Raw genomic sequence first — 24,113 nt, 5'->3', positions numbered from 1 at the left:
TGGAGGTGTTCTGAATCGCTGCCACGCGGGTGCTCAGAACGCATGGCGAATGCCGATTGCCAGACCCGATGGGCTCTGGCCAGCGGACGGATTGGCACTCCAGCTCACGGGATAGCCGATCTTCACATCCTTCTTGTTCTTCACATGCGAGGCGAGGATGTAGACATCGGTGCGCTTGGACAGGCCGTGCGTCACGCCCAGCGTCAGGCCATCTGCCGTGCCGATGTCGACGTTCTTGTCGTCCTTGCGATGCACGTAGCTGGCGTGAACGCGTGTGCGGTCGCTGACGTTCCAGCGCACGCCCAGTTGCGTGTCCCAGCCCTTGGAGGTGAAGCCCACATAAGGAGGATAGGCGTAGTAGCCGTCGTAGGTGTGGAACACGAACGTGGGCTCGACGCTGCCGAAGCGGTAGGTGGCCGACAGGTAGTTGTCGCGCGAGCTCTTCATCGAAGTCTTGTTGTAGACGTCGACCTGATAAGCCTTTTCCGCAGCGAAGCCGAGGAACAGCGGGCCGTTGCGGTATTCGGCGGCGGCGCTCATGAAGCGACCGTTCTTGGTCGTGTCTTCCTTGCCGAAGGCATACATGAAGCGACCTTGCAAGCCACCGAAGTTGGCGGTCTTGTACTGCAGCGCGTTGTCCACGCGGTAGGACGCGTAGAAGAACTGCATGGCGTTGACCATGCTGTACGACGATGCCCAGTTCGGATCGGCATAGCCCGCAACCCAGAACGATGGCGTGAACTGGCGACCCAGAGTCACGTCACCCCAGTCGCCACGCAGGCCGACAAAGGACTGGCGGAACTGCGCGCTCATCTCGCCGGTGTCCGCACCGAACATCGGCTCGATGGTGAAGTAGGCACGGTTGGCACCGCCCAGGTCCTCGATGCCGCTGATGTTGAAGCGCGAGTTGTTCAGCCCGCCGCTGCTGATGCGCTTGCGCGTGCCTTCGGTGCCCGAGTTCTTGAGCACTTCCAGATTCAGGTCCACGAACCCCGAGAGGGTCACCTTGGACTGCGCGAATGCCGTGCTCCCCACGAGCAGCAGCACAGCCGCCAATACCTTGTTTTTCTTCATGATTTGCGTCTCCAGTTGATTGATCGTTTGACTCGTTCTGCCTTGTGTCCGCTCATGCGAGCGTTTCTGTCGTTGTTGTTCTCGTTGTCGTGTCTGCCGTCATGCGTCTCCTTGTTCGGGTTCGGTCCGTGAAGTGCTTGTTTGCTGTCCACCAGGCGTCTCGCAATGCCTTTGTTCCCCCACCGCGCTGCTGCATGGCATCGACCGACTCCCCGGTCTCTTGCGAGGCCTGCATCCGGCTTCCTTACGGATGCGTGGGGCGTTTCAGGCTTCCCTTGATCGAATGAAATACATCAACGCGTTTGGGTATACCAAGAATATATATTGTTCAGAGCAGAATATGTAGTCTGCAAAGCTATATCTACGTGAAAACGAGTAGAGAAAAGTGAGAAAAGTCGCTGCGCGGGTATGAGGGCCGACATCTCCATGTGTCTTTTGAAATGCACCGTCGCGATGAATGCGGTTGCTTGCGCATCGGTTCCGAGTGACGTGCGCAAGACCGTTGGTCCATGAAAAAAGCAGCCGCAAGGGCTGCTTGAAACAGGCGCAGACAAGTGCACATCAACGCGGCGCGCGCGCGATGGCCTTGATCTCCACCACCATGTCCGCATGCGGCAGACCGCGCACGACCACGGTGGTGCGCGTGGGTGGTTCCGCTTGCGCGCCGAAGAACTCGGCATAGGTGGCGTTGAAGACGGCAAAGTCGTCCGGGTTCACGAGAAACACCGTCATGTCGAGACAGTCGGCCAGCGTGGCTCCCGCTTCGAGCAGTATCCCTTCGATGTTGCACAGCACACGGCGGGTCTGCGCTGCCACGTCATAGGTCACTGCACCACTGACGTCGCGTGTGACGCCGTCGATGCGCCCATCGGGCAAGCGTGCGCTCACGCCTGCGACATACAGTGCCGAGCCATGCTGACGCCAGCGTGCATATGCGCCGAGCGGCTTGGGCAAGCTGCTGGTCGCGTGGCTTGTGTTGCTCATGCCGGCTGCATGTTGAAGCCCGCTTCCGCGAGCTGGGCCATCAGCGGCGCGGACCAGGATGCATCGGCTGCTACCAGTGGTGGGCGCACATGGCTCCAATCGGCGTTGCCAAAATGCGCGCCGACCACATGCTTGAGCGCAGGAATCATGGGCTGCGCCTGGAAGATGTTGCGCACGACCTTGAGTTGCGCCTGCAGGGCATCGAACTCCGATGTTCCCCAGGCCTTCAGTGCCCGGGCAATGGTGGCGGGCTGCACATTGGCAGTCGCCGAAATGCAACCCGCCGCGCCCAGTGGCAAGGCCTTTTCGAGCAAGGCTTCGGAGGCCGGATAGACCTCGAAACCGGGGAACTCGCGCAGCATGCGTTCGGTGTTTTCCCAGTTGCCGGAACTGTCCTTGATGCCCACCACGGTCCTGGGATAAGCCTTGATGAGACGCTCGATCAGCGTCATCGTGATCGGCACGCCGGTGAACTGCGGGATGTGATACAGGTAGAGCTTGAGCCGCTCGGAACCCACGGCCTCGATGATGCGCGTGTAATAGTCGAACAGTCCGTCGTCCGACGCTGGCTTGAAATAGAAGGGCGGCAGCGTCAAGGTGCCCGCGCAGCCCAGCGCCACGGCAGCGCGCGTGAGCGCAATGGTTTCGGGCAACGCGCACAGGCCCGTGCCAGGCACCATCTGGTCGGCAGGAATGCCAGCCTCGACAAGCTTTTCGAGCAGCAGAATCTTCTCTTCGAGTCCCAGCGAATTGGCCTCGCTGTTGGTGCCGAAGACCGCCAATCCCGAGCCCTGCGAAATCAGCCAACGGCAGAAGTCGATGAAGGCCTCGACGTTGACGCTCTGGTCGGCGTTGAAAGGGGTGAGGGCCGGTGTGAAAACCCGTGCGTTGCGGGGTTGGGGTGTGGCAGCCATGGCTTGCTTGTCTCCGTTGTGGTCGAATGAATCGGTGGTGGTGTGGGCGCACTTCAGCGCGTGTCGTGCATGAAACGGATCAGTTGCGGGCCCAGCGTTTCTTCGCCGCTGTTGAAGTGCGCAACGATGGAGGTGTGGTTGTGCCGATTCAGCTTGAGAAAGCGCGTGATCGCCGTGCGATCGCTTTGCAGTGCGCAGTCGTAGAACTCGCGCCCGTAGCGGTCCAGATGGGTGTTTTCGTGCTCCGCCACGGCAATCAGCAGCGGCACATTGCTGCGCTCCACATGGCTTGCGGGCGAGCGCTCGGCGTAGAGCGTTTCGTCTTCGCCAAAGTAAGCACGCACGCCGTTGGCGTTGGGGTTGTCGGGCAGCACATCGGCCTTCAGGCGCGCGCTGATCAACATGGCTCCGGCCACGTCGTTCTCATTCAGCCGATCGAGCATCGCCGGATCGAGCAGCGCACTCGCCACATGCGATCCGCCTGCCGAATGCCCCATCAGAAAGATGCGACGCGGGTTGCCCCCGCTGGCGGCAATGTGCTGCTGAACCCAGCGCACGGCGGCAATCACGTCCTCTGCGCCGCCAGGATAGGGCGCATCTGCTGCCAGCCGGTATTCCACATTCACTGCCACACAGCCTTGATGCGCAAACCAGTAGGTGACGTTGTCGTAGATCGCGCCGTTGGCGCTCTTGTTGCCACGAATGAAGGCCCCGCCATGAAAGAACATGAGCACATCGCGCGATTCATTGCGCCATTCATCGCGTGTGTAGACATCGAGGCGCTGGCGTTCGGCACTGCCGTAAGACACATCGCGCTCGACGTCGATGCCGCTGTTGTCGGCCTGCAGCACCAGCGGGGAGTAGGTCCTCACGACCAGATCGCGGTGCTTGTTGATGTCCGTGGCCCAGACAGCGCCTGCGGCATCGAGCAAGGACTGCTCATGCGTGCTCAGCGAGCCGAAAGGTTGGTTTTCGTGAATCATGCTAAAAATTATACACAAGCATTAATTGGTATACCAAATACAGATTCAGTCTATATAATTCGCTAACTGATATACACAAAGGAGCATCAGCATGGAAAAACTCAGACACATCGCCCTCTCGGTGAGCGACCCGGAAGCCGCCGCCACCTTCTTTGAGCAGGCCTTCGGCATGACCCGCGCGGGTCGCGCCATGCGAGGCTGGTACATGACGGACGGCGTGATGAACGTGGCGCTGCTGAACTTCAAGGACGAAGCAGTGCCTGGCTATGAAAAGCTCAAGGACGTGCGCGGCGTGATCCACTTCGGCATGTGGGTGGACAACCTGGAAGAGGCTGAGAAGAAGGTGATCGCCGCTGGTGGCACTTACCTCACGGGCCGCAAGGAAACCGATCCCAACGTGTTCTACGAAGTGAAGTACCGCACGCCCGACGGCATCGTGTTCGACATCACCGAATCAGGCTGGAAGGGTGCCGTCAAGCACGTGCAGCCGGTGGAAGAAGCCGAGCCGCAGAAGACAGCTTGACGCCAGATTGCCCGGAGCCCACGCATGGACAGCCGCCCCCACGTTCTCTCTCTGATCCCCTTGCCCGCAATGACGCGCGAGGCACTGGCACAGCGCTACCAATTGCACCTGGCGGCGCGTGGGCTGAGTGATCCGGTGGATGCGCTTGTTCCGCTCGATCGCATCGTCGCCGTCGTCACCAATGGCACGACAGGTCTGTCTGCCGAATGGATTCAGCAGATGCCCGCGTTGCGTGTCGTGAGCGCCTTCGGCGTGGGCTACGAGAACGTGGATGTGCCTGCGGCGCATGCACGCGGGGTGATCGTCACCAACGCGCCGGGCACCAACGACGAAACCGTGGCGGATCACGCGCTCGGCTTCATGCTTGCGCTCAGCCGTGGCTACGCCGTACTGACGCATGCCGTGCGCAATGGACAATGGGACAGCGCACGCGCCGCGCAGCCCACGTTGTGTGGTGCGACCGTGGGCATCATCGGCATGGGTCGCATCGGTCAAGGGATTGCCCGCCGCTGCGCCGCATTCGGCATGCGGGTGCTCTACAACACCCGAACGTCGCGCTCGGATCTGCCTTATGCCCATGAGTCCGATCTGCTCAAGATGGCCGAGCAGTGCGACTATCTGGTGGCCGCGTGTCCCGGCGGCGCAGCCACGCGCCACATCATCAATGCCGAGGTGCTGCGCGCTTTGGGTTCACAGGGCTTTGTCGTGAATGTGGCGCGCGGGTCGGTGGTGCATACCGCTGATCTGGTGCATGCACTGCAGGCCGATGTGATCGCAGGCGCGGGGCTGGATGTGTTCGAAGGCGAACCCACCATTCCCGACGCGCTCAAAGCCATGGACAACGTGCTGCTCACGCCGCACATGGCCGGCCGTTCGCCAGCCGCGCATCGTGCGCAGACGGATGTGCTGCTGGCCAGTTTTGCGGATGCGCTCCAAGGCCGCCGACCAGCGATGGTCATCGCAGCTTGAGACGGCAAACTTCGCGTCAGTCCTTGAACTGAACGCTGTCGACGATCTGCAGCGCCTGCTTGAGCACCGCGCCATCTTTGTCGTTGGACATCAGCGTGAACAGCACTACCTTCTGGCCTTGCAGCTTCACTCCTTGCGTGAAGTAGTGGAACTCGCCCGGCTTGGGCGCCTTGTCGGTCAAGCGCGCATACACGGCATTTCCCGCCTTGCCAAAGCGCGCTGCCTTGACGGTTCCCTCGCGGGATTGCGGTGCCGCCTGGGCCATATTGCTTTCGATGTAACGCTCAAGGTCCTTGTCCACCAGCGCATCCATCTTCATATGCTTGAGGTCGTTGACCAGAATCTCGAAATCGAACTGCCCTTCCTTCGGCGGCACGAGCCGGTAGAAGGTCGTGCCGAAGTGGATATGCGCGCGCTGGACGCCTTTCCAGTCCTTGGGCGCCGTGAGCGTGACGGCCCCCACGTTCTCGTTGGCGAACGAGCGCTGCTCCAACATTTCGGCCGCATGCACGCCGAACGCGAGCAGCAGGGCTCCGGTGAAAAGACAGATATTCCGCTGCAATCGCATCATGAACGAGTCTCCTTGCTGGCGTTGATCGTTGAACGCTTTTCAAGCGTTGTTGATGGAATCATTGAGTTCCCCTGAGAATTTCCAAACGATTGTCAGGCGCATCAGGGGCAAGAAAGTTGGGAATCGTCTTGTCGGTTCTTCTTGGTCGGCGGAGGAATGCAACTGGCCATTCAGTGACTCGCTCTTCGCAGATGTGCATGAAAACTCCGTCCTCTGGCTCATCGATGTACTCTCTTTGAAGTACGAGCGCGAGCGGTTCTTCGGCGCCCGTTGTCGCAGTTGCGAACTCTTTCGCCTCTTCATAAGAGTCAAAGGCATAGTAGTAGTCACTGCCATCGGCTTCGTCTGGCGCACCGCGCTCGGGGTGAAGCCATACACGGTATTCGAGTACAGCATCCCACACGTAGCCGCCCCCTGCCTTGGCAGCAGCTGGATATGACCCAACGAGGCTTGCATCTAAAACTGGCGGATAGGGCATCGGGGATTTCCTGAGGTCGCAAATGGATGGACATGAACTCATCGGCTTGGACGCAGCCGGTAATTCTGCGCGTCGACCGCAGACAGTAGATGAGTTCGCTTCCCAAATCCATAGAGATGGATTGCGCTTATCTTGATCGAAAAGTTCGATTTCGCCAATCTCAAGAAACCCCCTCTGTTTGATGACCGCAAGCAGTCGTTGCCATCAAACATTCAAGGCCTTCTGCTGCCACCCCAACACCGCCCCCAGCAGCAAGCAAGCCGCCGATACCACCAGTCCGCGCTCGAGTCCGCCCTCGCCGTCGGCGACCCAACCGACCAGCGTCGGGCCGATGATCTGGCCGAGCGCAAACACGGTGGTGAAAGCGCTGATGCCCGCAGGCCATGCGCTTGGTGGGAGGTTGTGGCGCACCAGCGTCGTGGTCGATGCCACGACCGACAAAAACACCGCGCCAAACACCATGCCTGACACAAACACCACCGGCACCCATGCCGTGAGCGCGGGCAAGATGGTGACCACGGCCAGCACCAGGTTCAGGATGGCGAGCGACTGCCCGCCCTTGAAGTAGTCGAGCATGCGTGCCCAGATGCGCGAGCTGACCAGAACAGCTACGCCCAGCAGCGCGTAGAACACGGTGATGCGTGTGGGCGACATGCCTTGCTGCTTGAGCAAGGCGACGACAAAGGTCATGTAGCCGATATAGCCCGCGCCAAACATGAAATAGCCGCCCAGACCAAAGCCAAAATCACGCAGCGCAAACTGGCTGCTGCCTGCCTGCGCACGGGTGGGCTCGCCAATCTGCCGCGCGGGCCACGCCATGGCAGCAGCCGCCACAAAGCAGGCCAACCCCAAGGCCAGCCATGGCCATTGCCAACTGTGCGCCACGCCTTGCGCATGTGCAGCGCCCAAACTGGCGGGTACCAGCAAGGCCGACAGCGCAATGCCAATACCCGTGCCGCCGTAGTACAGGCCAATCAAAAAGCCCGCATTCGTGGCAAACATGCTGCCCAGGCGCGCTGCAAGCACGCCACCTGCTATGAAGACCAAGGCACTCGCCGCACCCGCAAGCACGCGCTGCACCATCAACGCTCCCGTATCGGTGATGGCACCTGACGCCAGCATGAAGGCACCTGCCAAAACAGAACCCACCATCAGCAGACGCCAAGCGCCAAAACGCCGCATCAGCCACGGCGTGAGCAGCGCGCCGCCAAAGTAGCCCAGGGCGTTGGCGGTGTTCATGCTGCCCGCCAGCAGATACGACCAACCGAGGTCATCGCGCATGGGCGGCAGCAGCAAGCCATACGAAAAACGCGAAATCCCCAGCGCCACGGCGGCACCCAGCGACAAGGCGAGCGCGATGGCGAACGGATGGCGGATTGTGCTGGCCGTTGTCTGCGCCGTCGCAGGGCTGGGAGCGGGTGTTGGTGCTCGTGTTGGTGTCTCTGCAGTCATGGCCTGTCTCGAAAGGATTGTTTTGTGGGCCATGCTAGAGTGCTTGTCTGAAATGTGCAATAAACATCCAAATTAGACTAGCAATGACCAGTTTTACTATCCTGGTGCCAGAAGGTGTTCTGGCCGGTAGCGTAGGTGCCAGCCTCGACATTCTGAGCTTTGCCAGGCGTTGCGGCGCGCCGACTGGCAGCGTGGATTGGCAGGTCGCCAGCTTCGCGTCGCAGGTGGCTTTGTCCAGCGGCATGTCGATGTCCGCAACGCCGCTGGCGGGCTTGCGCCTGTCGCCGCAATCGGTGCTGGTCATCCCCGGCATTGGGCTGGATGGGGATGTCCCCGGTTACAGCGCGGCCGGACAGGGCAACATCAACGAACGTTATGCGCAAGAGCGCTTGCAGGCGCGCATGGCTGCACCCGACGCCACGGCCTACGCTCAGTTGGCTGCGCGGCACTACGCAGCGGGAGGACGTGTGGCCGCTTCCTGCTCGGGTGTGCTGCTGCTGGGCATGGCGGGTTTGCTGGATGGGCGGCGCGCCACCACGCACTGGCGTCTGGGCGATTTTGTGCGCCGTCAGTTTCCCAAGGCCCAGTTGGATGAAAACCGCATGCTGGTGGAAGATGGCCGCATCACCAGCGCTGGTGCCGCCATGGCCCAGGCCGATTTGATGCTGCACCTGGTGCAAGCCTCCATCGGCGGCCAAGAGGGCGAAGCCGTGGCACAACGCGTCATGCAATACCTGCTGGTGGACAGCCGCAGCAGTCAGGCGCGCTACCGCGTGTGGGAACATATGCGCGGCGCGGGCGACGACACGGCCATGCGCTTTGAAGCCCTGATCGAAGCGCGCCTGCCCCACATCCCCACCATTGCTGACGCGGCCGATGCGCTGGGCATGACGGCGCGCACCCTGTCACGCCGCATCGCCGCCAGCACGGGGCTTGCACCGCTGCAACTCGTCAACACGGTGCGCATGCGCCACGCCCAGCGCTTGCTGGCACAGGGCGATTTGCCGCTGGAAGCCGTTGCCCAGCGTGTCGGCTATGCCAACGCCACGGCGCTGCGCAAGCTCACCATGAAAATGGCGCAACTGCCGCCGGGCGTGTTGCGACATGCGGCGGGGGTGGACGAGGGGTAAGGTAGTGGCTTTGTGATGAATGTCTATGCTGTACCGAAGGCACGCTTTGCCTCGACGACGGCTTGCCCGCTCAAACAAAAGCGGGGGACATGACGTCCCCCGAAACTTCCGCTCGCATTGATTTTTGAGAGGCTTTACTTCTGCGTCTTGGACGCCACCAGATGTGCCGGCGGCGGCACGACGAAGCGCTCGAGCCGGTACTGGTCGAAGCTCTCCAGATTGCGCTCCCACACTTCGGCCTGATGCTTGCCGTCCTGCGGGATCTGGGTCATGTCGCAATACACCTCGACGTTGTTGCCGTCCGGGTCCTTGAAGACGAGGAACAGGTTGTTGCCGGGGCCGTGGCGACCGATGCCGCGCACGATCTCGACGCCGTGCTCCTGCAGCACTTTCACGGAGCGCTCCATCTCTTCCTCGCTGTCGATCAGGTACGAGAAATGCTCGAGCCCAGGGCGCGAATAGCGCGGCAGGTCGTTGTAGTCGGGCGAGTTCTGGTCGGGCAATTGCGCGAGCGCGAGATCGTGGTGATCGGTGCCTGCGCGCAGGAACACCATGTTCTCACCGATCCAGTCCGACACTTCCAGTCCCAGCACCTCGGTGTAGAACTTGGCCGACTTCTGGATGTCGCGCACCATGAGCACCATGTGCCCGAGTCGGCGCGGCCTGAGCTTGCTTTTTTCTGTCTGCGTCATCGTCTTGTCTCCTGGCGAGCGCATGGATGCGCTCGCTCCTGATCCGTTATTGTGCAGCGGCCACGATGTGGTTTTCGATGGAGCCGATGTCTTCGACCGATGCGACCATCACGTCGCCCGGCTTCAGGAAGATGCCCTTGCCCATGCCCACCCCCGTCGGCGTGCCGGTTGCGATCATGTCGCCGGGGCGCAGCGTGAGGATGCTGGAGAGGTATTCGATCTGCTCGGCGATGTTGAAAATCATGCCTTCTGTCAGCGCGTCCTGCATGGATTCGCCATTCACCGTGAGCTGCATGCGTAGCTTCATCGGATCGCCCAGACAGTCGCGCGGCACGAACCAGGGGCCGATGGGCGCGAAGGTGTCAAAACTCTTGCCGCGGAACCAGTCGTGCGAGAACGGATAGTCCGAACGGCGTGTGAGGTCGCGCGCGCTCACGTCGTTGATCACGGTGTAGCCCGCGATGTGCTCGTATGCATTCGCAGCGCTGATGTTGCGACCGCCCTTGCCGATGATGACGGCCAGTTCCACTTCCCAGTCGAGCTTCATGGTGTTCGATGGCATCACCACGGCGGTCTTGGTTGCCGTGATGCTGCTGTCGGCCTTGATGAAAATGTAGGGCGTACTCTCGCTGCGTGCAGCCAGCTTGGTGCCCATCTCAGCCGCGTGTTCGTAGTAGTTCGATGCCGTGGCGAAGATGCGCGTGGGCGAGTAGGGCACGCCGATTGCGCCGCGCTGCACGGGCAACTCCAGCTTTCCGCTGCGGATGGCCGCGCCCGCGTCTTCAAGCGCTTTGACGATTGCGCCAGAGCTTTCCCAGTGGGCGAGCAACGTGCCCAGATCGGCGGGCAACTGCAGGCCCGAAGCCTTCAAAGCGTCCTGTGCGTCGTAGACCTTCTCGTCCACCACCAGTCCCACGCGTTCACCACCATTGCTTGCCGCGTAGGCGGCGATTCCAAACCATTGCATGTCTCGTTCCTTGCTTTCAATATGCTGCACAGCAGTCGCTGCGCACCTTCACTTGCTCTTTGATGCTTCAATCGGCCTGGATGCCGGAGTTCTTGAGGGCCTTGCCCCACATGTCCACTTCGCGCTGGATCTGCGCGCCAAAGGCGGCACGGGTCACGAACATCGGCACCACGCCCATGTCTTCGAGTTTCTTGACGATGGCCGGATCGTCCTTCATCTTCGCGACCTCGCTTGCGATGCGGTCGAGCACTTCGGGCGGTGTGCCGGCCTTGGCCACCAGACCGTTCCAGGTGCTCACTTCATAGCCGGGAAAGGTCTCGGCAATGGTGGGCACGTTCGGCAACTCCTTCAGGCGCGTGGGGCTGGAGATGGCGAGCAGGCGAATCTTTCCGCTGTTCATCTGCGGAATGACTTCCGACGGACTGGCGGAATACATATCGATCTGGCCGCCGATCAGATCGGTCATCACGGCCGCGCCGCCCTTGTAGGGCACGTGGGTCATCTCCACGCCTGCCCGCTTGGCAAAAAGATAGGCCGACAACTGCGTGAGCGCACCTGTGCCGCCGCTGCCATAAGTGATCTTGCCGGGAGTCTGCTTGGCCAACGTGATCAGCTCGCCCACATTCTTGGCTGGCAACGAGGAGCGCGTGGTCAGCACAAAGGAGTTGGCGCCAATGTTGACCACCGGCGCGAATTCCTTGAGCGCATCGAAATTGAAGCTCGCGTTCACGAATGGCGCGGTGACGATCTGCGTGGCCGTCGCCATGAACAGCGTGTGGCCGTCAGCCGGTGCACCCAGCACCTGACGCGCGGCGATCAGGCCCGACGCACCGGGCTTGTTGTCCACCACCACCGAGGTGCCCAGCGCCTTGCCAAGATGGGCGGCTGCCATGCGCGCCATCACATCGGTGTTGCCGCCCGCGCCGAAGGGCACGACGATGGTGATGGGCTTGCTGGGCCAGTTGCCCTGTGCGAGAGCGGAGCTTGCGGCGCACAGTGCGAGGGTTGCAGCAGCCACTGTGGCGAGTGTTCGATACATTGTCTTCCTTGATTTCTTGTTTGGTATACCAAGAATACATAAGAAAATACAAAATATCAATAGATATCACCATTAGTGCTCAAACTCTAGAACAAAGTCGGCTCCGCATGCGAAGCCGAGGCACGCTCTCAGAGCAGTTCGCAAGCCTCCTCGAAGGCCAGACGCGGCAATCTGCCGAACAGCTTCTCGGGGTCTCCATAACCGAGATTGCACAAGAAATTGATGCGGTATTGTCCGTCGGGAAAGAAGGTGGAATTGACCAACGCTTCGTTGAACCCCGACATCGGCCCGCAATCCAGACCCACGGCCCGCGCGGCAAGCAGAAAATAGCCCGCCTGCAAGGTGGCATTGCGAAACGCCGTGGCATGGGCGTGCTCGGCATTGTTCGCAAACCCATCGTAGAGCTGCGGGTTGTGCGGGAACAGGCGCGTGGCCTGCTCGAAAAAGCGCGTGTCCCACGCCAGCAGCGCGGTGACGGGCGCAGACGCGGTCTTGGCCACATTGCCCGGACTGAGTGCAGGCACCAGCCTCGCGCGGGCCTCGGCGGTGGTGAGAAACACCACACGCAGAGGACTGCAGTTGGCACTGGTGGGCCCCATTTTCATGAGCTCATAGAGGCGGCGCAGCGTGGCCTCCTCGACAGGGCGGTCGGCAAGAAAACCGTTCTGAGAGCGGGCGTTGAGAAACAGCGCGTCAGCGCCGGCAGTGTCGAGCACCATGGTGGTCATCCTTGTCGTATTGCGTGGAGAGACAGCTGGTTCTGTCGCAAGGACGCGCGTGCTTCATCGACACCTGCGGCAGCCCTTGCCGACAGGCCGCCGAAAATTCTAAATCAGTTGCGTATTTTGGTATACCAAAATACAAACAAAAAATCCATGCGTCACGAAACTCGACGTGTGCGTGTCGCCGCTACGGCTTTTTCGGGCTTGGCAGGCTTTGCAGCTTTGGTGGTCGCGGCGGACTTTGCCGTCTTGACGGCAGCGCGCTTGCGGGCCGGTTCTATCTCCTGCGCAGGCGCGGCATCTTCTGCTTCTTTGGACTGGCGCAGTGCCCGCAATGCCGCATTGCCCAGATGCGCGTTGTGCGCGCGCATGGCCAGATAGGCGGCTTCGCCGTTGCCTTGCATGATGGCTTCGACGATTTCCTTGTGCGCATCGCGCGAGACGGCGAGGCGATCGGTCTCGGCCGGATGGAATTGGCGATACGGGCTCAGGCGGTCGCGAATTTCACCCACCATCTTGGAGATGACGGAGTTGTGCGCGCCCTCCTGGATGAGCTGGTGCAACTCGCGGTTGGCGTCGAGGTACTTGTCGAGATTGCCCTCGGCCACGTATTCGTTGGTGCGCTCGTGGATGTACTGCAGCTCGGACTTCTCCATGGTGGTCATGGACTCGGCCGCCAAGCGCGCGCACATGGCTTCGAGCTCGCAGTTGGCGTGCAGGATTTCGGTGAGGTCTTTGACGCTGATCTCCGAGACCACCACGCCGCGCATCGGCAGCAGTTGCGTGAGCCCGCGCGCCGCCAATTGGCGCAGCGCTTCCCGCACGGGCGTGCGCGAGACGTTGAACTGCTGCGCCAACTCGCGCTCATCCAGCCGGGTGCCGGGCTTGAATTGGCCGCTGATGATCTGCTCGGAAATCAAGGACTGGACTTTGGCCGCAATGGTGGGCATGGTATTTTCATGTGCTGACGATGCATATCATTCTAAAGTTTCTGCATACCAACATGCGTATGCATACCCTTGTTGTCATGGCCCGGTTTGAATAAATGCCTTTACTGGGACGCTAATGTGGTGACTCACGCCGCACTTCACAAAAACTGCCGAGCAAGCACTGCGTAGGTGCTTGGGCTGCGACACACGTAATTTTCATCCAGGAGCCCGGCATGAAATCGCGTGAGTTCTGTCCGCTCTTTTGACCACCAAAGACTTGCCCATAAGTGAATGCTCATCAGTTGCTCAGGGACAGGAGCGGCATGCTCAAACAACGAGCGAATGCCGTTGCGGTCGTAACCAAAGTGATAGAACCACTGACGCGGCGCAATGCGCAACTGCCCAGGAAGCTGATTCCAGAGTTTTGTTGCGAGCTGACAAGAATGTTTGCTCCAAGTGCCGTCGAAAACGACCTTGGCTTCTCTAGCCCACTGCTCGATAAAGGAGCTTCCCGGTTGCGCAAAAATCACTGCGTTGCACAAAACAGGGCTCAGTACACCCTCCCCCGAGAGCGAGGCACCTTCTTCGCACAGTACGCAGGACTCGGTATACAAGCTGCCGGGATAGGGCTCGACGAATAGGGTGTCAATGTCCACATAGACGCCGCCCTCGCGCGCCAGTACAGCGAGTCGAATGAAATCAGCCTCGTGCGCATAGTTGTTGGCGTGTTTCGCTATCAAACGACCTTCTGCATGCTCAGCGTAGTACGCTAGAGTAAATCCCTTTGTACTTTCTTCGTCGATATGGCGCAGCGTTACGCGTCCTTTGATCCTGTCCCACAAAGGTCCATAAGGTTCGTTACGCACGTGCACGTTCAGCTCGTCCGGTTGATTCACGGCCAAGCAAGATGCCAAGCATAGATAGTGAACGAGATGAAAGGGCTCAGTCTGCGGACTCAATCCGCAGATGAAATGGAATCGTTTCGAGGTCTTCATGCATGAACCTGCAGTGTTGGCAAACGCTGCAATACGCGTTGCACAAAGGCTGCTTCAGACAGGTGGTTTGCCGCGTACCACTGAATCACCGTGCGACGTGGACCTTCATCAAACGTATGTTCGTAGGCATCGCACAATGCCTGTGCCAAGGCATCAGTCGGCGATTTACCCTCCACCGAGAAACCCTGCCAATCAGGCCCGAGCAAGCCTTCAAGGCCTTGCGTGGCTGGACCGACGACGGCATTACCTGCTTCAACCGCATCCATGACCCGCAGGCCCAGCCCATCGCCTGCGGTCGTCACGATCTGTATATGCGAGCAAGCGCGCAGCAGTTCTGCGCCTTCAGCGTTGAGGTTTTGATCCAGCAGCACAATGCCAGAATGTTTCGATGATTCCATCTTCGTATCGACCCAGTCGGCCGCATGCACTGATCCGCCATGAACTGTATGATCGACAAAGTGCGGTGGGCAATGCAATATCAGCGATACATTGACATCCGGGCGCTCACCAAAAGCCTTGCCCCACGCCGCCAGCAGATGACTGCAGGCTTGCATGCCATGGTTATCGAGCACGCAAAGAAACACGAGACTATCTACCGGTATCTCAAGCGACGTTTGAAAGGCCTGCAAGCGATCCTGTGCAATATTGCCACTCATGCGATGCATACGGATCGGCGGTATCACTGCCAACTCCAATCCAACATTGCTTGCGAGAATAGTGTCTCCCCATTGCGCATCGGGCAGCCAAACTTCGTCGCACATTGCGCATAGACGCAACAGCATGTGTTGAGGCCAGTGCAGGTTGCGCTCCAGATAAGCGATGCGCCGTTTGGCGTTCCCCAGCAATGGAGCCCACCATTCAGGTGAGGTTATGGCCAGCAGGATATCCGCGTCGCCTTGCACAACGGTTCGTTTCACCAATGCTGGCAAATCGGCTAGCCGTACATCGTGCTGCGCCATGTACTCAATGGCGGCCGCGTTAAGTGCCACCAAAGGCTGAGTCTGCATGACACTAAGCCCAGTAGCCGGTGTTTCCAGAATGTGCCATTGCACAGAGATTCCAGCGTTCACCAATGCGCGTATTTGTCGTATTGCGAGCCAGGAAAGATCCGTTTGCGCCGAGGGGGCGCGCGAATCCAAAAAACTGATGACGCGCAAAGTCTGCGACACGGTCATGCTGGCATCACTCCCTGATGCTGCGTGACGACGTCGATTTGCACATGAATATTGAAACCCAGTGCACGTAACTGGCGACAGACCCAGAAGTCTTCCGACATATATCCGTCATCTACCACCCCGACCTGGAACACGTCGTACATCGGCGTATCTGCAGCGTAATCACCGCGCAGCGTTTCACGGGAGTTTTTGTACACCCTACCTTGTTGGATGGCTTGCTTCACCAAGGCACCAACGGCTTTGCGACTTAGCAGCAAAGCGGCAGTACCGATGTGTTCCACCAGAATTTGCTCACCCGCTTCACCCAAACAGCGCCCAATGTTGAAAATTCGCGCGCCCTGTGCGTTGCGCCCTTTCAGTGCTACTGGTGCGCCAATCACATCACGCTCTTGAGCCAGCATGTGTTTGAGCGCTTCGGGCGGCAAGCTCACATCGGCATCCAGAAAAAGCAGGTGCGAGTACGCATCATTCGCCCAGAACATCGAAAGCAGGGTATTTCTGGCCCGAGTGATGAGGCTTTCGTTGCCAATTCCTGCCAACGTGTAGCTAATGCCTGCTTGCTGATAGGCCAGTAGTGAATTGAGATAGTCAAGGTGCACCATACCGCCGTAAGCTGGTGTTCCTATCATCAAATGCGTACTAGGTGTCCGAAGTGCAGGCAATGCGGTGAGGGGGAACGACTCAGACACGGCGGTGAATCCCGCAATGGGTTTGGGGCGGCGCTGGATGGTCATTTTGCGAAATTGGTAGGGCGATATTTTTCTTGGTAGCCCATAATTTGGCGCTGTACTTCGACCATTCGCGCCATACGAGCTTCACTGCATTGGATCAGACTGTCGAGCAGCGCCAAATTGTTCTGGTAGAGCTGTTGATCCATTTGAGCATCCGCACGCGCGTGCCATAGATGCAAGGCCATTCCCGGTATCACGCTCGCTTGAATGCGTGCCCGCTCCAATTTGATAGCCAATGCATTGTCTTCGCCGCCCCAGCCCACAAAGCGCTCGTCCCAGCCACCGATATGAAAAAATGCGTCGCGCCGTATGGCAAACATTCCGCCGGGTATCATCAATTTTTCACGCAGCGCTTCAGGGCGGGGAGCAGGTACGTGATCCCAATGACCCTGGTGCAAAGTCTCGCTTTCTGTTTCGCTGAGATCGCGCACACTTTCATAGGGTTTGACGACCGGATATTGGTGCTCGCACGCATCGATCATCGGGCGCAACTGACCCCGCACGATCAGATCCGCATCTGTGAATACCATGACCTTTGATTGGGTCATACGCGTGCCTACGTTGAAGCCCCATGAGCGGTTGAATCCATGCGGGTTGAATGCAAAAATGCTCTGAAAATTGGGATGAGGCAACTCACCGAACAAACGCGGCTGAGTATCCTGTTCCACAATCAACAATGGGACCTGAGGGGCTTCCTGCGCCAACCATCGCATAGTGGTCATAAGGTTGTTGCGGCGCTCAGGATTCAACTCCCGATAAGTCATCAATATGGTGGCAGTCATCGATGGCGTTTCAGTTGATTAAAATTCATCAAATTTTGCAGTTGGCAGCCGTTGTCAAAATCTGTGCGCGGCAATGATTGCAGTCACTCTATCGCCCCGTCGAACCGGAAAATCACTCTCCTGCCCAACCTATTGTGCCGTACAGGCTCAGGCGAACCACGCGAGAACTGCAGCATGCACCCGAAAGCGACTACAAATGGGGGATACGTGCATGTGCTTTTGTCCACCAAAGCTGAGTACATGTGATTCACATGCAACTGAGCAGTTGTTGCGCATCGGTGATGCCTCAGGTAGAGGCCGTTGGTCAGCAGATTCTGCGTTGGGCAGATGACGATATACGGGATTCAAACAAGCAAGAAGCCATTTTTCGGATCGAACCGTTGGGACGCCGTTACTCATTTCGTCGGAACAAAGGCTGCGGCTGAGTCAGTGAATGCATGTGAACTACAACGGCAACAATGTCGCGGGGACACATCTTATGTCTTCGGTAGACCAAATGGCGTGGGGCATCCACCCCGTGCGTTCGCTTTTGGGTGGCGTGTGTCCCTTGGGCCGGATCCTCGCTATGGACTCTGCGAAGGGTCGTGCCGCAGCCCTGCAGTGCTGACAGGCTAAATCAAAGCCTTAAACCGTGGTTCAAGGCCTTGTTCGCACCGCTTATCGGTCTTGTTGATTCGTGCCTCGACGTCGGCGACGCTGGGCCAACGCGGCCACGCCAGCCAACAACGTGGACAGGCCAGCCAATCCTGCGCCGTTCATTGCCGGCACCGCTTGCACTTCACCCGGTACAGGTGATGGAGCGGGTGACGGCGATGGTGATGGCGATGGTGATGGTGATGGTGATGGCGATGGCGCAGGTGGTGGTGGTGGTGGTGGTGGTGCCGCCGTTACCGTAATATTGACCGCGACCTTTTGATGCGTTCCCAGCACGTTACCCTGGCTGTCTTTTTCTTCCAGGTTGTACGTAAATAGATCCGGGCCTGCATAGGTGGCATCGGGCGTGTAGGTGTAAGTGCCGTCAGAGTTGAACGTCAGTGATCCGTGTGCCGGTGCATCCACTTCACGGAATGTCCCGCTTGCCATTTGGTTCGGGTCGTCATTTCCGGTTACCGAGGCATTGAGCGGCACGCCTGCATCAGCGTTTACCGTGTCGGCCACCAAGCGTGTCACGGGGGTGATTGTCACGGTAGCGGTTGAACTCGAACTCATGGGATTGTTGTTACTGTCGGTCCAATACTTGGTAAGCGAATACGTGAACGAGTCTGGCTGACCAAAGCTGCTAGCCTTGGCCGTGTAATAGAACTGCCCGGGCGCTTGCGGCCCGCCAATGTCGAACAGGAAGTTTTCCGCATTCGCGGGTGGTGTGACGACAGTAACCACTGCGTACATACTCGGATCAGACGCGGTGTCGCCCCAGTTATCGTTCACAGTCACGTCTTGGTAAACGTACGATCCGGGATAGATGCCGTAGGAGTCATTGGTTGCCAACGGGCCAGTGCCCGGAGCGGGAGCCGGGGCCGACGGCGGTGCCGGTGGGGCTGGTGGAACAGGTGCTGCGTTGACCTGGAAAGAAATCACTGCCGCAGCGCTCGCGTAGCCCATGAAAGTGTTTGAATTCGGCTCCATTACAACGTAAACCGAATTGTCGAACCCCGAAAATCCCACATCAGGAATGTAGAGAAAGCTCGCGTTGGGATCGAAACTCCCAGAGCTCAGGTCAATCAACTTTCCGTTTGCCGTGGACCGCAAGTTCAATGCGGTGATCGGTGCAGTTGTTTTACTGACGTCATCGTTGGCATAGGGTTTGAACACAAACGGCTGATTCGCCGGAATCGAGTAGGAATCCGCCTTGGGAAAGACGGTGTTCGTGTTGCTGTTGACATAAACAGCGAGGCTGGCGGGGGTGCTTGAGCTCCCCTCCGACAAGGTGTACCCATAGGAGTACTGATTGAATCCATAGGGCAAGGGAGAAGGGCTAGCACTCTGGGACAGGGAATAAGTGCCTTGGGATGGATTTGTAAATACCAGATCAGAAGGATTGGCAGCGGTAAAGGTCGCTTGCCCAGCGACGAAATCATCGTTAGTCCCTACGTCCCCAGCAACCGTAGTACCTTCTTGCACAGCGATAAAGTCGTCCCTTGCCGTTGCCGCAAAGACGGATGATAAAGATCCACCGGCTATGACACCCAAAGCCAACAAAGCGCCGGGCGAGACTTTCCGCAAAGTGCGACGATTGGGCGCTGTCGAAGGTTCTTCCTGCGGCGCCTGGCTGAACGATGTTGTTGGCTCTGACATATCGATTTTTGCAAACGTTAGATGTCAGGTCCCGGATGATTGCGCACGTTCTTTTCAAACAATTTTGGATGTGACGCCTGCCATCGCTTGAGGGCCTGAACGGGCGTTTCATGCCGCAGAGCTTTCTGTGGAATCTGCTGGTTGTACAGCCACACAAAGCGATGAAGCGTCTTCTCTAGATCCTCTGCACTGTTGAAGTGATGCGTGCGCAGCACTTGGCTGAGCCTTCCGTTGAAGCGCTCCACCATTCCGTTGGTACGTGGCGTTCTGGGCCGTGTGAGTCGGTGCTCTATACCGAGTTCCTTGCACAGTAAATCAAACTCGTGATCACCGCTTGGTTGCTTCTCGTGCTTGCCAAACAGACGATCCGAGAACTCTTTGCCGTTATCTGTGAGGATCGTGCAAACCTTCGATACCGCCAGTCGCCTTCTCACTCTCGAAACGCAAGCACGGTCATTCGGATCCCCTGCTTGTGTTTCGATAGCTCATCAAGGGTGCGCTTTCGACAGCCTGTCGATGACGGCATTGAACAGCAGATCACTCACTGCTTCGACGTCCTTTCGCGACGTGCCGAGAAACAGCAATGACAGTGCTCCTTGAGACGCCGCCCAAATGCCACGCGCCGCGTGATCGACGGGTCCTTGGAGGCGGCCCATGTCCACCAGCCGCTGCACGCGGGACTGCATCAGCGCATATGCGTCGGCGAGCAGCTCCGGTTCAGTGCGGGCATGTTGAGAGACCAATGCATAGAGTGCGGGCCGCTTCAGTGCGAACTCAAGAGCCACATCCCATCCATCGCGAAGTTGCTCGAGGGGGTCGGCAAGTGGCTTGGTCTGCTGCTTGAGTCGCATGAAGTCAGCGAGCCCGCGCCGAATGACGGCCCGCTCCAAACCGTCCTTGTCGCCGAAGTAATGGTAGAGCGTGGGCGCCTTGATCCCAGCGGCCTCGCACACCGCGCGCGTGGTCAGTCCCGCTGGCCCATGCGCCTCAAGGAGCGCCAACGCCCCATCCAGAATCGCCGCTTCTTTGTCCATTTGTGTCCTCCTCAAATCAGCACTTGACGGATGTATATCAACGTTATACGATAATTATATCAGTGATACATACAGGTGCTTCATGGTCTCCACATGTCTGATTACCGGTGGTTCCGGCTTCGTTGGTGCCCGATTGATTGAACGTCTCGTGGCGCAAGGGTGGCAGGTGCGCGCATTGGCACGCAGCGATGCCGCAGCACGGATTGTGCAAAAACAGGGCGCGGAAGCTGTGCGTGGCTCCTTGGATGATATGGACTCATTGGTCCGCGCTGTTCAAGGCTGCAGCGTTGTCATCCATGTGGCGGCACTGTTCAAACTGTGGGGTGAGACCGATGAGTTTGAACACGCGAATGTGGGTGGTACTGCCAATCTGCTGAAGGCGGCAACAGGGGAGTCCGTCAAGCGATTGGTGCAACTCGGTGCCGCAGCGGTGGTGATGGGGGACATGGAGCCGATGCTGCGCGTTGACGAATCTGCGCCGCGTCAGGAGCGATCATGGGCTCCGTACAGTGCGTCCAAAGCTCGCAGCGAAGCGCTGGTGCTGGGTGCCAATCGTCCGGGTGTGTTCGAGACGATGGTGGTTCGTCCGCCGATGATTTGGGGTGCCGGTATGCCGACGCTCGATCAGATGGTCGAGAGCGTGAAATCAGGTCAGTTCCGCTGGGTGGGCGATGGTTCGCAAGGCATGTCCACCGCCCATGTCGACAACGTTTGCCACGCGCTCGAATTGGCGGTCCATCGGGGCCGTGGAGGGGAGGTCTACTTTGTAAGCGATGCGGATGACAGCACGCTCAAAGCGGTGATTTCCAGCTTGCTGCAGACCCGTGGCGTCGAGCCGCCGCGTGCTTCTGTGCCGCTTGCGATGGCTTGGCCCATGGCATGCGTGATGGAGTGGATCTGGCGCACATTTTCGCGAAAGGGCGAACCACCGATTACGCGCCAGATGCTGCGCCTCATGGGTGCCCCTTTCACGCTCGACATCGGCAAAGCGGAGCGCGAACTTGGATTCCGCCCGGTGGTTTCACGAGAGCAAGGTTTGAAAGCCATGCTCGGGATGAATGACGTATCCCTTCAAAATGCGCGCTGACGAAAGGCACACAGGAAGATGACATTGCTGCAATGCAAGCGGTAGCGAGATGCGGAAAACCAATAAGCCATGACTGGGAAGTCATGGCTTTGAGTTCAGCCGTTTCGGAGCGATATCAGATGCTGCGTTGATTGACCCGCTTGGACAATTCCTCAGCGCTTTCGCGGCGTTCGCTGTAGCGATTCACCAGATAGTCGGAGCAGTCGCGGGTGAGCAAGGTGAACTTCACCAGTTCTTCCATCACGTCCACCACGCGCTCGTAGTAGGAGGAGGGCTTCATGCGACCGGCTTCGTCAAACTCCGCAAAGGCCTTGGCGACCGATGACTGGTTGGGGATGGTGATCATGCGCATCCAGCGGCCCAGCACACGCATTTGGTTCACGGCGTTGAACGACTGCGAGCCGCCGGAGACTTGCATGACAGCCAGCGTCTTGCCCTGTGTGGGACGAACAGCACCTACGGACAACGGAATCCAGTCGATCTGCGCTTTCAGAATGCTGGTCATGGCACCGTGGCGTTCGGGCGAAGTCCATACCATGCCTTCGGCCCACTGAGCCAGTTCACGCAATTCCTTGACCTTGGGGTGATCTTCCGGAGCACCATCGGGCAAAGGTAGATCTCGTGGGTCAAAGATGCGGGTCTCGGCGCCCATCTTGCGAAGCAACCGCGCCGCTTCTTCCGTCAGCAAACGGCTGTATGAGCGCTCACGTACGGAGCCGTACAGCAGCAAAATTCTCGGGGCGTGGGTCGCGCGTTTTTCTGGCAGCAAGCCTTCCAAGTCGGGCTTTTCAAACGCCTGCTCATCCAGGTGGGGGAGGTCAGAGCTTGCCAATTCGATTTCCTTTTTCATCCACGACGGCGTCGCCATCTTCTTTGTTGAAAGCTGCTTGCTGCGGGCTGGGCAGGATGTCCAGCACAGCCTCGGAAGGACGACACAAGCGGGTTGCGATGGGGGTGACCACAATCGGGCGGTTGATCAAGCTGGGATGCTGCAGCATGAAGTCAATCAACTGCGCATCGGTCCACTGGGGATCATCCAGCCCGAGCTCGTCGTAAGGGGTTCCCTTTTGCCGCAGCACATCTCGCACGGAAATTCCCATCGCCTGGATCAGTTGAACCAACGTGGCGCGGTCGGGAGGCGTCTTGAGATATTCGATGACCGTTGGCGATGCTCCGCTGTTCCTGATCATGGCCAAGACGTTGCGGGACGTGCCGCAAGCGGGGTTGTGATAGATCGTTATGTCACTCATAGCGCTTCAATTCCGTTGCAAATTTTCAGAAAGCCATGCTGAGCCGCAAGGCCAGCGCAGCAAGGGTGACGAGCAGCACCGGCATGGTCAGCGCCGCACCCACTCGGAAGTAGTAGCCCCAGCGGATCGTCGTGCCTTTCTTGGCCAGCACATGCAACCACAGCAGCGTGGCCAAGCTGCCGATGGGCGTGATCTTCGGCCCCAGATCGCAGCCAATGACGTTGGCGTAGACCATGGCTTCCTTGACCACCCCCGTGGCACTGGAGGCGTCAATTGACAGGGCTCCGATCAGCACAGTGGGCATGTTGTTCATCACCGAGGACAACAGCGCAGACAGGATGCCTGTTCCGATGGCTGCGCCCCAGACACCGCCTTGCGCCAATCGATTCAGCAGCGTGGCGATGTACCCGGTCAGCCCCGCGTTGCGAAGGCCATAGACCACCAGGTACATGCCCAAAGAGAACACCACGATTTGCCAAGGGGCTCCCCGCAGCACTTTTCTGGTGCTGATGACCGTCCCACGGGACGCGACCGCGAGGAGCAGCACAGCGCCGGCGGCTGCGACCACACTGACCGGCACTCCCATGGGCTCCAGTGCAAAGAAACCCACCAACAGCAAAGCCAGAACCACCCACCCCGCGCGGAACGTCGCAACGTCCTTGATGGCGGCCGAGGGCGACTTAAGTTGGCTCAGGTTGTATGAATCCGGCACATCGCGTTTGAAAAACAGCAGCAGCACACCCAGACTGGCCAGCACCGATGCGATGTTGACCGGCACCATGACCGATGCGTATTCGTTGAAGCCGATCTTGAAAAAGTCAGCCGAAACGATGTTCACCAGATTCGACACAATCAGCGGCAAGCTGGCGGTGTCGGCGATGAACCCGGCCGCCATGACGAAGGCCAGTGTGGCCGCAGGAGAAAAGCCCAGAGCCACCAGCATCGCCATCACGATGGGCGTCAGAATCAATGCAGCGCCGTCGTTCGCAAACACTGCCGACACCGCAGCTCCCAGCAGCACGATGAACGCAAACAGCTTGATTCCGCTGCCGCCGCCCCAGCGCGCAAAGTGCAGCGCAGCCCATTCAAAAAAGCCTGCTTCATCCAGCAGCAAGCTGATGATGATGACTGCGACAAACGTCGCTGTGGCATTCCAGACAATGTTCCATACCACCGGAATATCGGCCAGATGAACGACGCCCAGAAGCAGGGCCACCATCGCGCCGATGGATGCACTCCAGCCAATTCCGAGACCACGCGGTTGCCAGATGACCAGAGTCAGAGTGAAGATGAAAATCAGAATGGCCGTCAACATGACGATGGAGTCCTCAACGCGG

General features: G+C 59.0%; 25 protein-coding genes and 1 pseudogene. 4 read left to right on the top strand and 22 right to left on the bottom strand.

All coding sequences use genetic code 11. The features are described from left to right. Positions 1 to 33: 33 nt before the first annotated feature. From G7048_RS25415 to G7048_RS25400, 4 genes are all read right to left on the bottom strand, one after another. Entirely contained in the window at positions 34 to 1,074 is a 1,041-nt protein-coding gene (locus G7048_RS25415; RefSeq protein ID WP_166071272.1) for a porin, read from the bottom strand. A gap of 561 nt (positions 1,075 to 1,635) precedes the next feature. Further along, positions 1,636 to 2,058: a RidA family protein gene (locus G7048_RS25410; protein WP_166071271.1), complete on the bottom strand. Its 423-nt coding sequence runs from the start codon at positions 2,056 to 2,058 to the stop codon at positions 1,636 to 1,638. Next, positions 2,055 to 2,972: a dihydrodipicolinate synthase family protein gene (locus G7048_RS25405; RefSeq protein WP_166071270.1), complete on the bottom strand. Its 918-nt coding sequence runs from the start codon at positions 2,970 to 2,972 to the stop codon at positions 2,055 to 2,057. Before G7048_RS25405 ends, G7048_RS25410 begins: the two co-directional genes overlap by 4 nt. Before the next feature lie 53 nt (positions 2,973 to 3,025). Next, positions 3,026 to 3,955 (bottom strand): alpha/beta hydrolase, encoded by a 930-nt coding sequence (locus G7048_RS25400; RefSeq protein WP_166071269.1) that lies wholly within the window; start codon positions 3,953 to 3,955, stop codon positions 3,026 to 3,028. 91 nt (positions 3,956 to 4,046) lie between these two features. On the opposite strand from G7048_RS25400, the gene G7048_RS25395 reads away from it, so the two are divergent. Next, complete coding sequence (locus tag G7048_RS25395; RefSeq protein ID WP_166071268.1) at positions 4,047 to 4,478, top strand: VOC family protein; 432 nt, start codon at positions 4,047 to 4,049, stop codon at positions 4,476 to 4,478. Between the two features lie 24 nt (positions 4,479 to 4,502). Next, positions 4,503 to 5,447 carry a 2-hydroxyacid dehydrogenase gene (locus tag G7048_RS25390; RefSeq protein ID WP_166071267.1) on the top strand — a complete coding sequence of 315 codons (945 nt, stop codon included), beginning with the start codon at positions 4,503 to 4,505 and terminating at the stop codon, positions 5,445 to 5,447. A gap of 16 nt (positions 5,448 to 5,463) precedes the next feature. On the opposite strand, the gene G7048_RS25385 is transcribed toward G7048_RS25390, so the two are convergent. From G7048_RS25385 to G7048_RS25375, 3 genes are all read right to left on the bottom strand, one after another. Next, positions 5,464 to 6,018 carry a hypothetical protein gene (locus G7048_RS25385; protein ID WP_166071266.1) on the bottom strand — a complete coding sequence of 185 codons (555 nt, stop codon included), beginning with the start codon at positions 6,016 to 6,018 and terminating at the stop codon, positions 5,464 to 5,466. 58 nt (positions 6,019 to 6,076) lie between these two features. Next, a complete protein-coding gene (locus G7048_RS25380) occupies positions 6,077 to 6,496 on the bottom strand; it encodes a GCN5 family acetyltransferase (protein WP_166071265.1) in 420 nt (139 codons plus the stop codon). A 204-nt stretch (positions 6,497 to 6,700) separates the two neighbouring features. Continuing rightward, the gene (locus G7048_RS25375) at positions 6,701 to 7,948 is read right to left on the bottom strand and encodes a YbfB/YjiJ family MFS transporter (protein ID WP_166071264.1); all 1,248 of its coding nucleotides are present in this window, start codon (positions 7,946 to 7,948) and stop codon (positions 6,701 to 6,703) included. Positions 7,949 to 8,031: 83 nt separating this feature from the next. Here G7048_RS25375 and G7048_RS25370 point away from each other — a divergent pair, with 83 nt between their 5' ends. After that, positions 8,032 to 9,078 carry a GlxA family transcriptional regulator gene (locus G7048_RS25370; protein ID WP_166071263.1) on the top strand — a complete coding sequence of 349 codons (1,047 nt, stop codon included), beginning with the start codon at positions 8,032 to 8,034 and terminating at the stop codon, positions 9,076 to 9,078. Positions 9,079 to 9,212: 134 nt separating this feature from the next. On the opposite strand, the gene G7048_RS25365 is transcribed toward G7048_RS25370, so the two are convergent. The 12 genes and pseudogenes from G7048_RS25365 to G7048_RS25310 form a co-directional block, all read right to left on the bottom strand. Further along, positions 9,213 to 9,770: a VOC family protein gene (locus G7048_RS25365; protein ID WP_166071262.1), complete on the bottom strand. Its 558-nt coding sequence runs from the start codon at positions 9,768 to 9,770 to the stop codon at positions 9,213 to 9,215. Positions 9,771 to 9,816: 46 nt separating this feature from the next. Then, a complete protein-coding gene (locus G7048_RS25360; protein WP_166071261.1) occupies positions 9,817 to 10,737 on the bottom strand; it encodes a fumarylacetoacetate hydrolase family protein in 921 nt (306 codons plus the stop codon). A 67-nt stretch (positions 10,738 to 10,804) separates the two neighbouring features. Beyond that, positions 10,805 to 11,776 carry a tripartite tricarboxylate transporter substrate binding protein gene (locus G7048_RS25355; RefSeq protein WP_166071260.1) on the bottom strand — a complete coding sequence of 324 codons (972 nt, stop codon included), beginning with the start codon at positions 11,774 to 11,776 and terminating at the stop codon, positions 10,805 to 10,807. Positions 11,777 to 11,904: 128 nt separating this feature from the next. Then, complete coding sequence (locus G7048_RS25350) at positions 11,905 to 12,495, bottom strand: malonic semialdehyde reductase (RefSeq protein ID WP_240933409.1); 591 nt, start codon at positions 12,493 to 12,495, stop codon at positions 11,905 to 11,907. Between the two features lie 161 nt (positions 12,496 to 12,656). Continuing rightward, a complete protein-coding gene (locus G7048_RS25345; protein ID WP_166071258.1) occupies positions 12,657 to 13,448 on the bottom strand; it encodes a GntR family transcriptional regulator in 792 nt (263 codons plus the stop codon). A 137-nt stretch (positions 13,449 to 13,585) separates the two neighbouring features. After that, positions 13,586 to 14,422, bottom strand: coding sequence for a glycosyltransferase (locus tag G7048_RS25340; protein ID WP_166071257.1), 837 nt, complete (start codon positions 14,420 to 14,422; stop codon positions 13,586 to 13,588). Beyond that, a complete protein-coding gene (locus G7048_RS25335; protein WP_166071256.1) occupies positions 14,419 to 15,597 on the bottom strand; it encodes a glycosyltransferase family 4 protein in 1,179 nt (392 codons plus the stop codon). Before G7048_RS25335 ends, G7048_RS25340 begins: the two co-directional genes overlap by 4 nt. Further along, on the bottom strand, positions 15,594 to 16,331 hold the full coding sequence (locus G7048_RS25330; protein ID WP_166071255.1) for a hypothetical protein: 738 nt from the start codon (positions 16,329 to 16,331) through the stop codon (positions 15,594 to 15,596). Before G7048_RS25330 ends, G7048_RS25335 begins: the two co-directional genes overlap by 4 nt. Next, positions 16,328 to 17,110, bottom strand: a complete 783-nt coding sequence (locus G7048_RS25325; protein ID WP_240933408.1) for a galactosyltransferase-related protein — start codon at positions 17,108 to 17,110, stop codon at positions 16,328 to 16,330. Before G7048_RS25325 ends, G7048_RS25330 begins: the two co-directional genes overlap by 4 nt. Positions 17,111 to 17,767: 657 nt before the next feature. Then, entirely contained in the window at positions 17,768 to 19,405 is a 1,638-nt protein-coding gene (locus tag G7048_RS25320; RefSeq protein WP_166071254.1) for an Ig-like domain-containing protein, read from the bottom strand. A 17-nt stretch (positions 19,406 to 19,422) separates the two neighbouring features. Continuing rightward, positions 19,423 to 19,815, bottom strand: a pseudogene (locus G7048_RS25315) (integrase core domain-containing protein); the annotation flags it as partial. Positions 19,816 to 19,893: 78 nt separating this feature from the next. Then, on the bottom strand, positions 19,894 to 20,439 hold the full coding sequence (locus G7048_RS25310) for a TetR/AcrR family transcriptional regulator (protein ID WP_166071253.1): 546 nt from the start codon (positions 20,437 to 20,439) through the stop codon (positions 19,894 to 19,896). An 82-nt stretch (positions 20,440 to 20,521) separates the two neighbouring features. On the opposite strand from G7048_RS25310, the gene G7048_RS25305 reads away from it, so the two are divergent. Beyond that, entirely contained in the window at positions 20,522 to 21,526 is a 1,005-nt protein-coding gene (locus tag G7048_RS25305) for an NAD(P)-dependent oxidoreductase (protein ID WP_166071252.1), read from the top strand. Positions 21,527 to 21,641: 115 nt separating this feature from the next. Here the strand turns inward: G7048_RS25305 and arsH are convergent, their stop codons facing one another. The 3 genes from arsH to G7048_RS25290 are packed head-to-tail and all read right to left on the bottom strand — an operon-like array spanning position 21,642 to position 24,091. Further along, the gene (gene arsH / locus G7048_RS25300) at positions 21,642 to 22,358 is read right to left on the bottom strand and encodes an arsenical resistance protein ArsH (protein ID WP_240933407.1); all 717 of its coding nucleotides are present in this window, start codon (positions 22,356 to 22,358) and stop codon (positions 21,642 to 21,644) included. Further along, a complete protein-coding gene (gene arsC / locus G7048_RS25295; protein ID WP_166071249.1) occupies positions 22,345 to 22,776 on the bottom strand; it encodes an arsenate reductase (glutaredoxin) in 432 nt (143 codons plus the stop codon). Before arsC ends, arsH begins: the two co-directional genes overlap by 14 nt. A gap of 25 nt (positions 22,777 to 22,801) precedes the next feature. Next, positions 22,802 to 24,091, bottom strand: a complete 1,290-nt coding sequence (locus G7048_RS25290; RefSeq protein WP_166071248.1) for an arsenic transporter — start codon at positions 24,089 to 24,091, stop codon at positions 22,802 to 22,804. Positions 24,092 to 24,113 lie beyond the last annotated feature (22 nt).

The organism is Diaphorobacter sp. HDW4B (assembly GCF_011305535.1).
GTDB lineage: Bacteria > Pseudomonadota > Gammaproteobacteria > Burkholderiales > Burkholderiaceae_C > Diaphorobacter_A.
The sequence above is the reverse complement of the archived record's forward strand: the minus strand, read 5'-3'. Positions and strand labels throughout refer to the sequence as shown.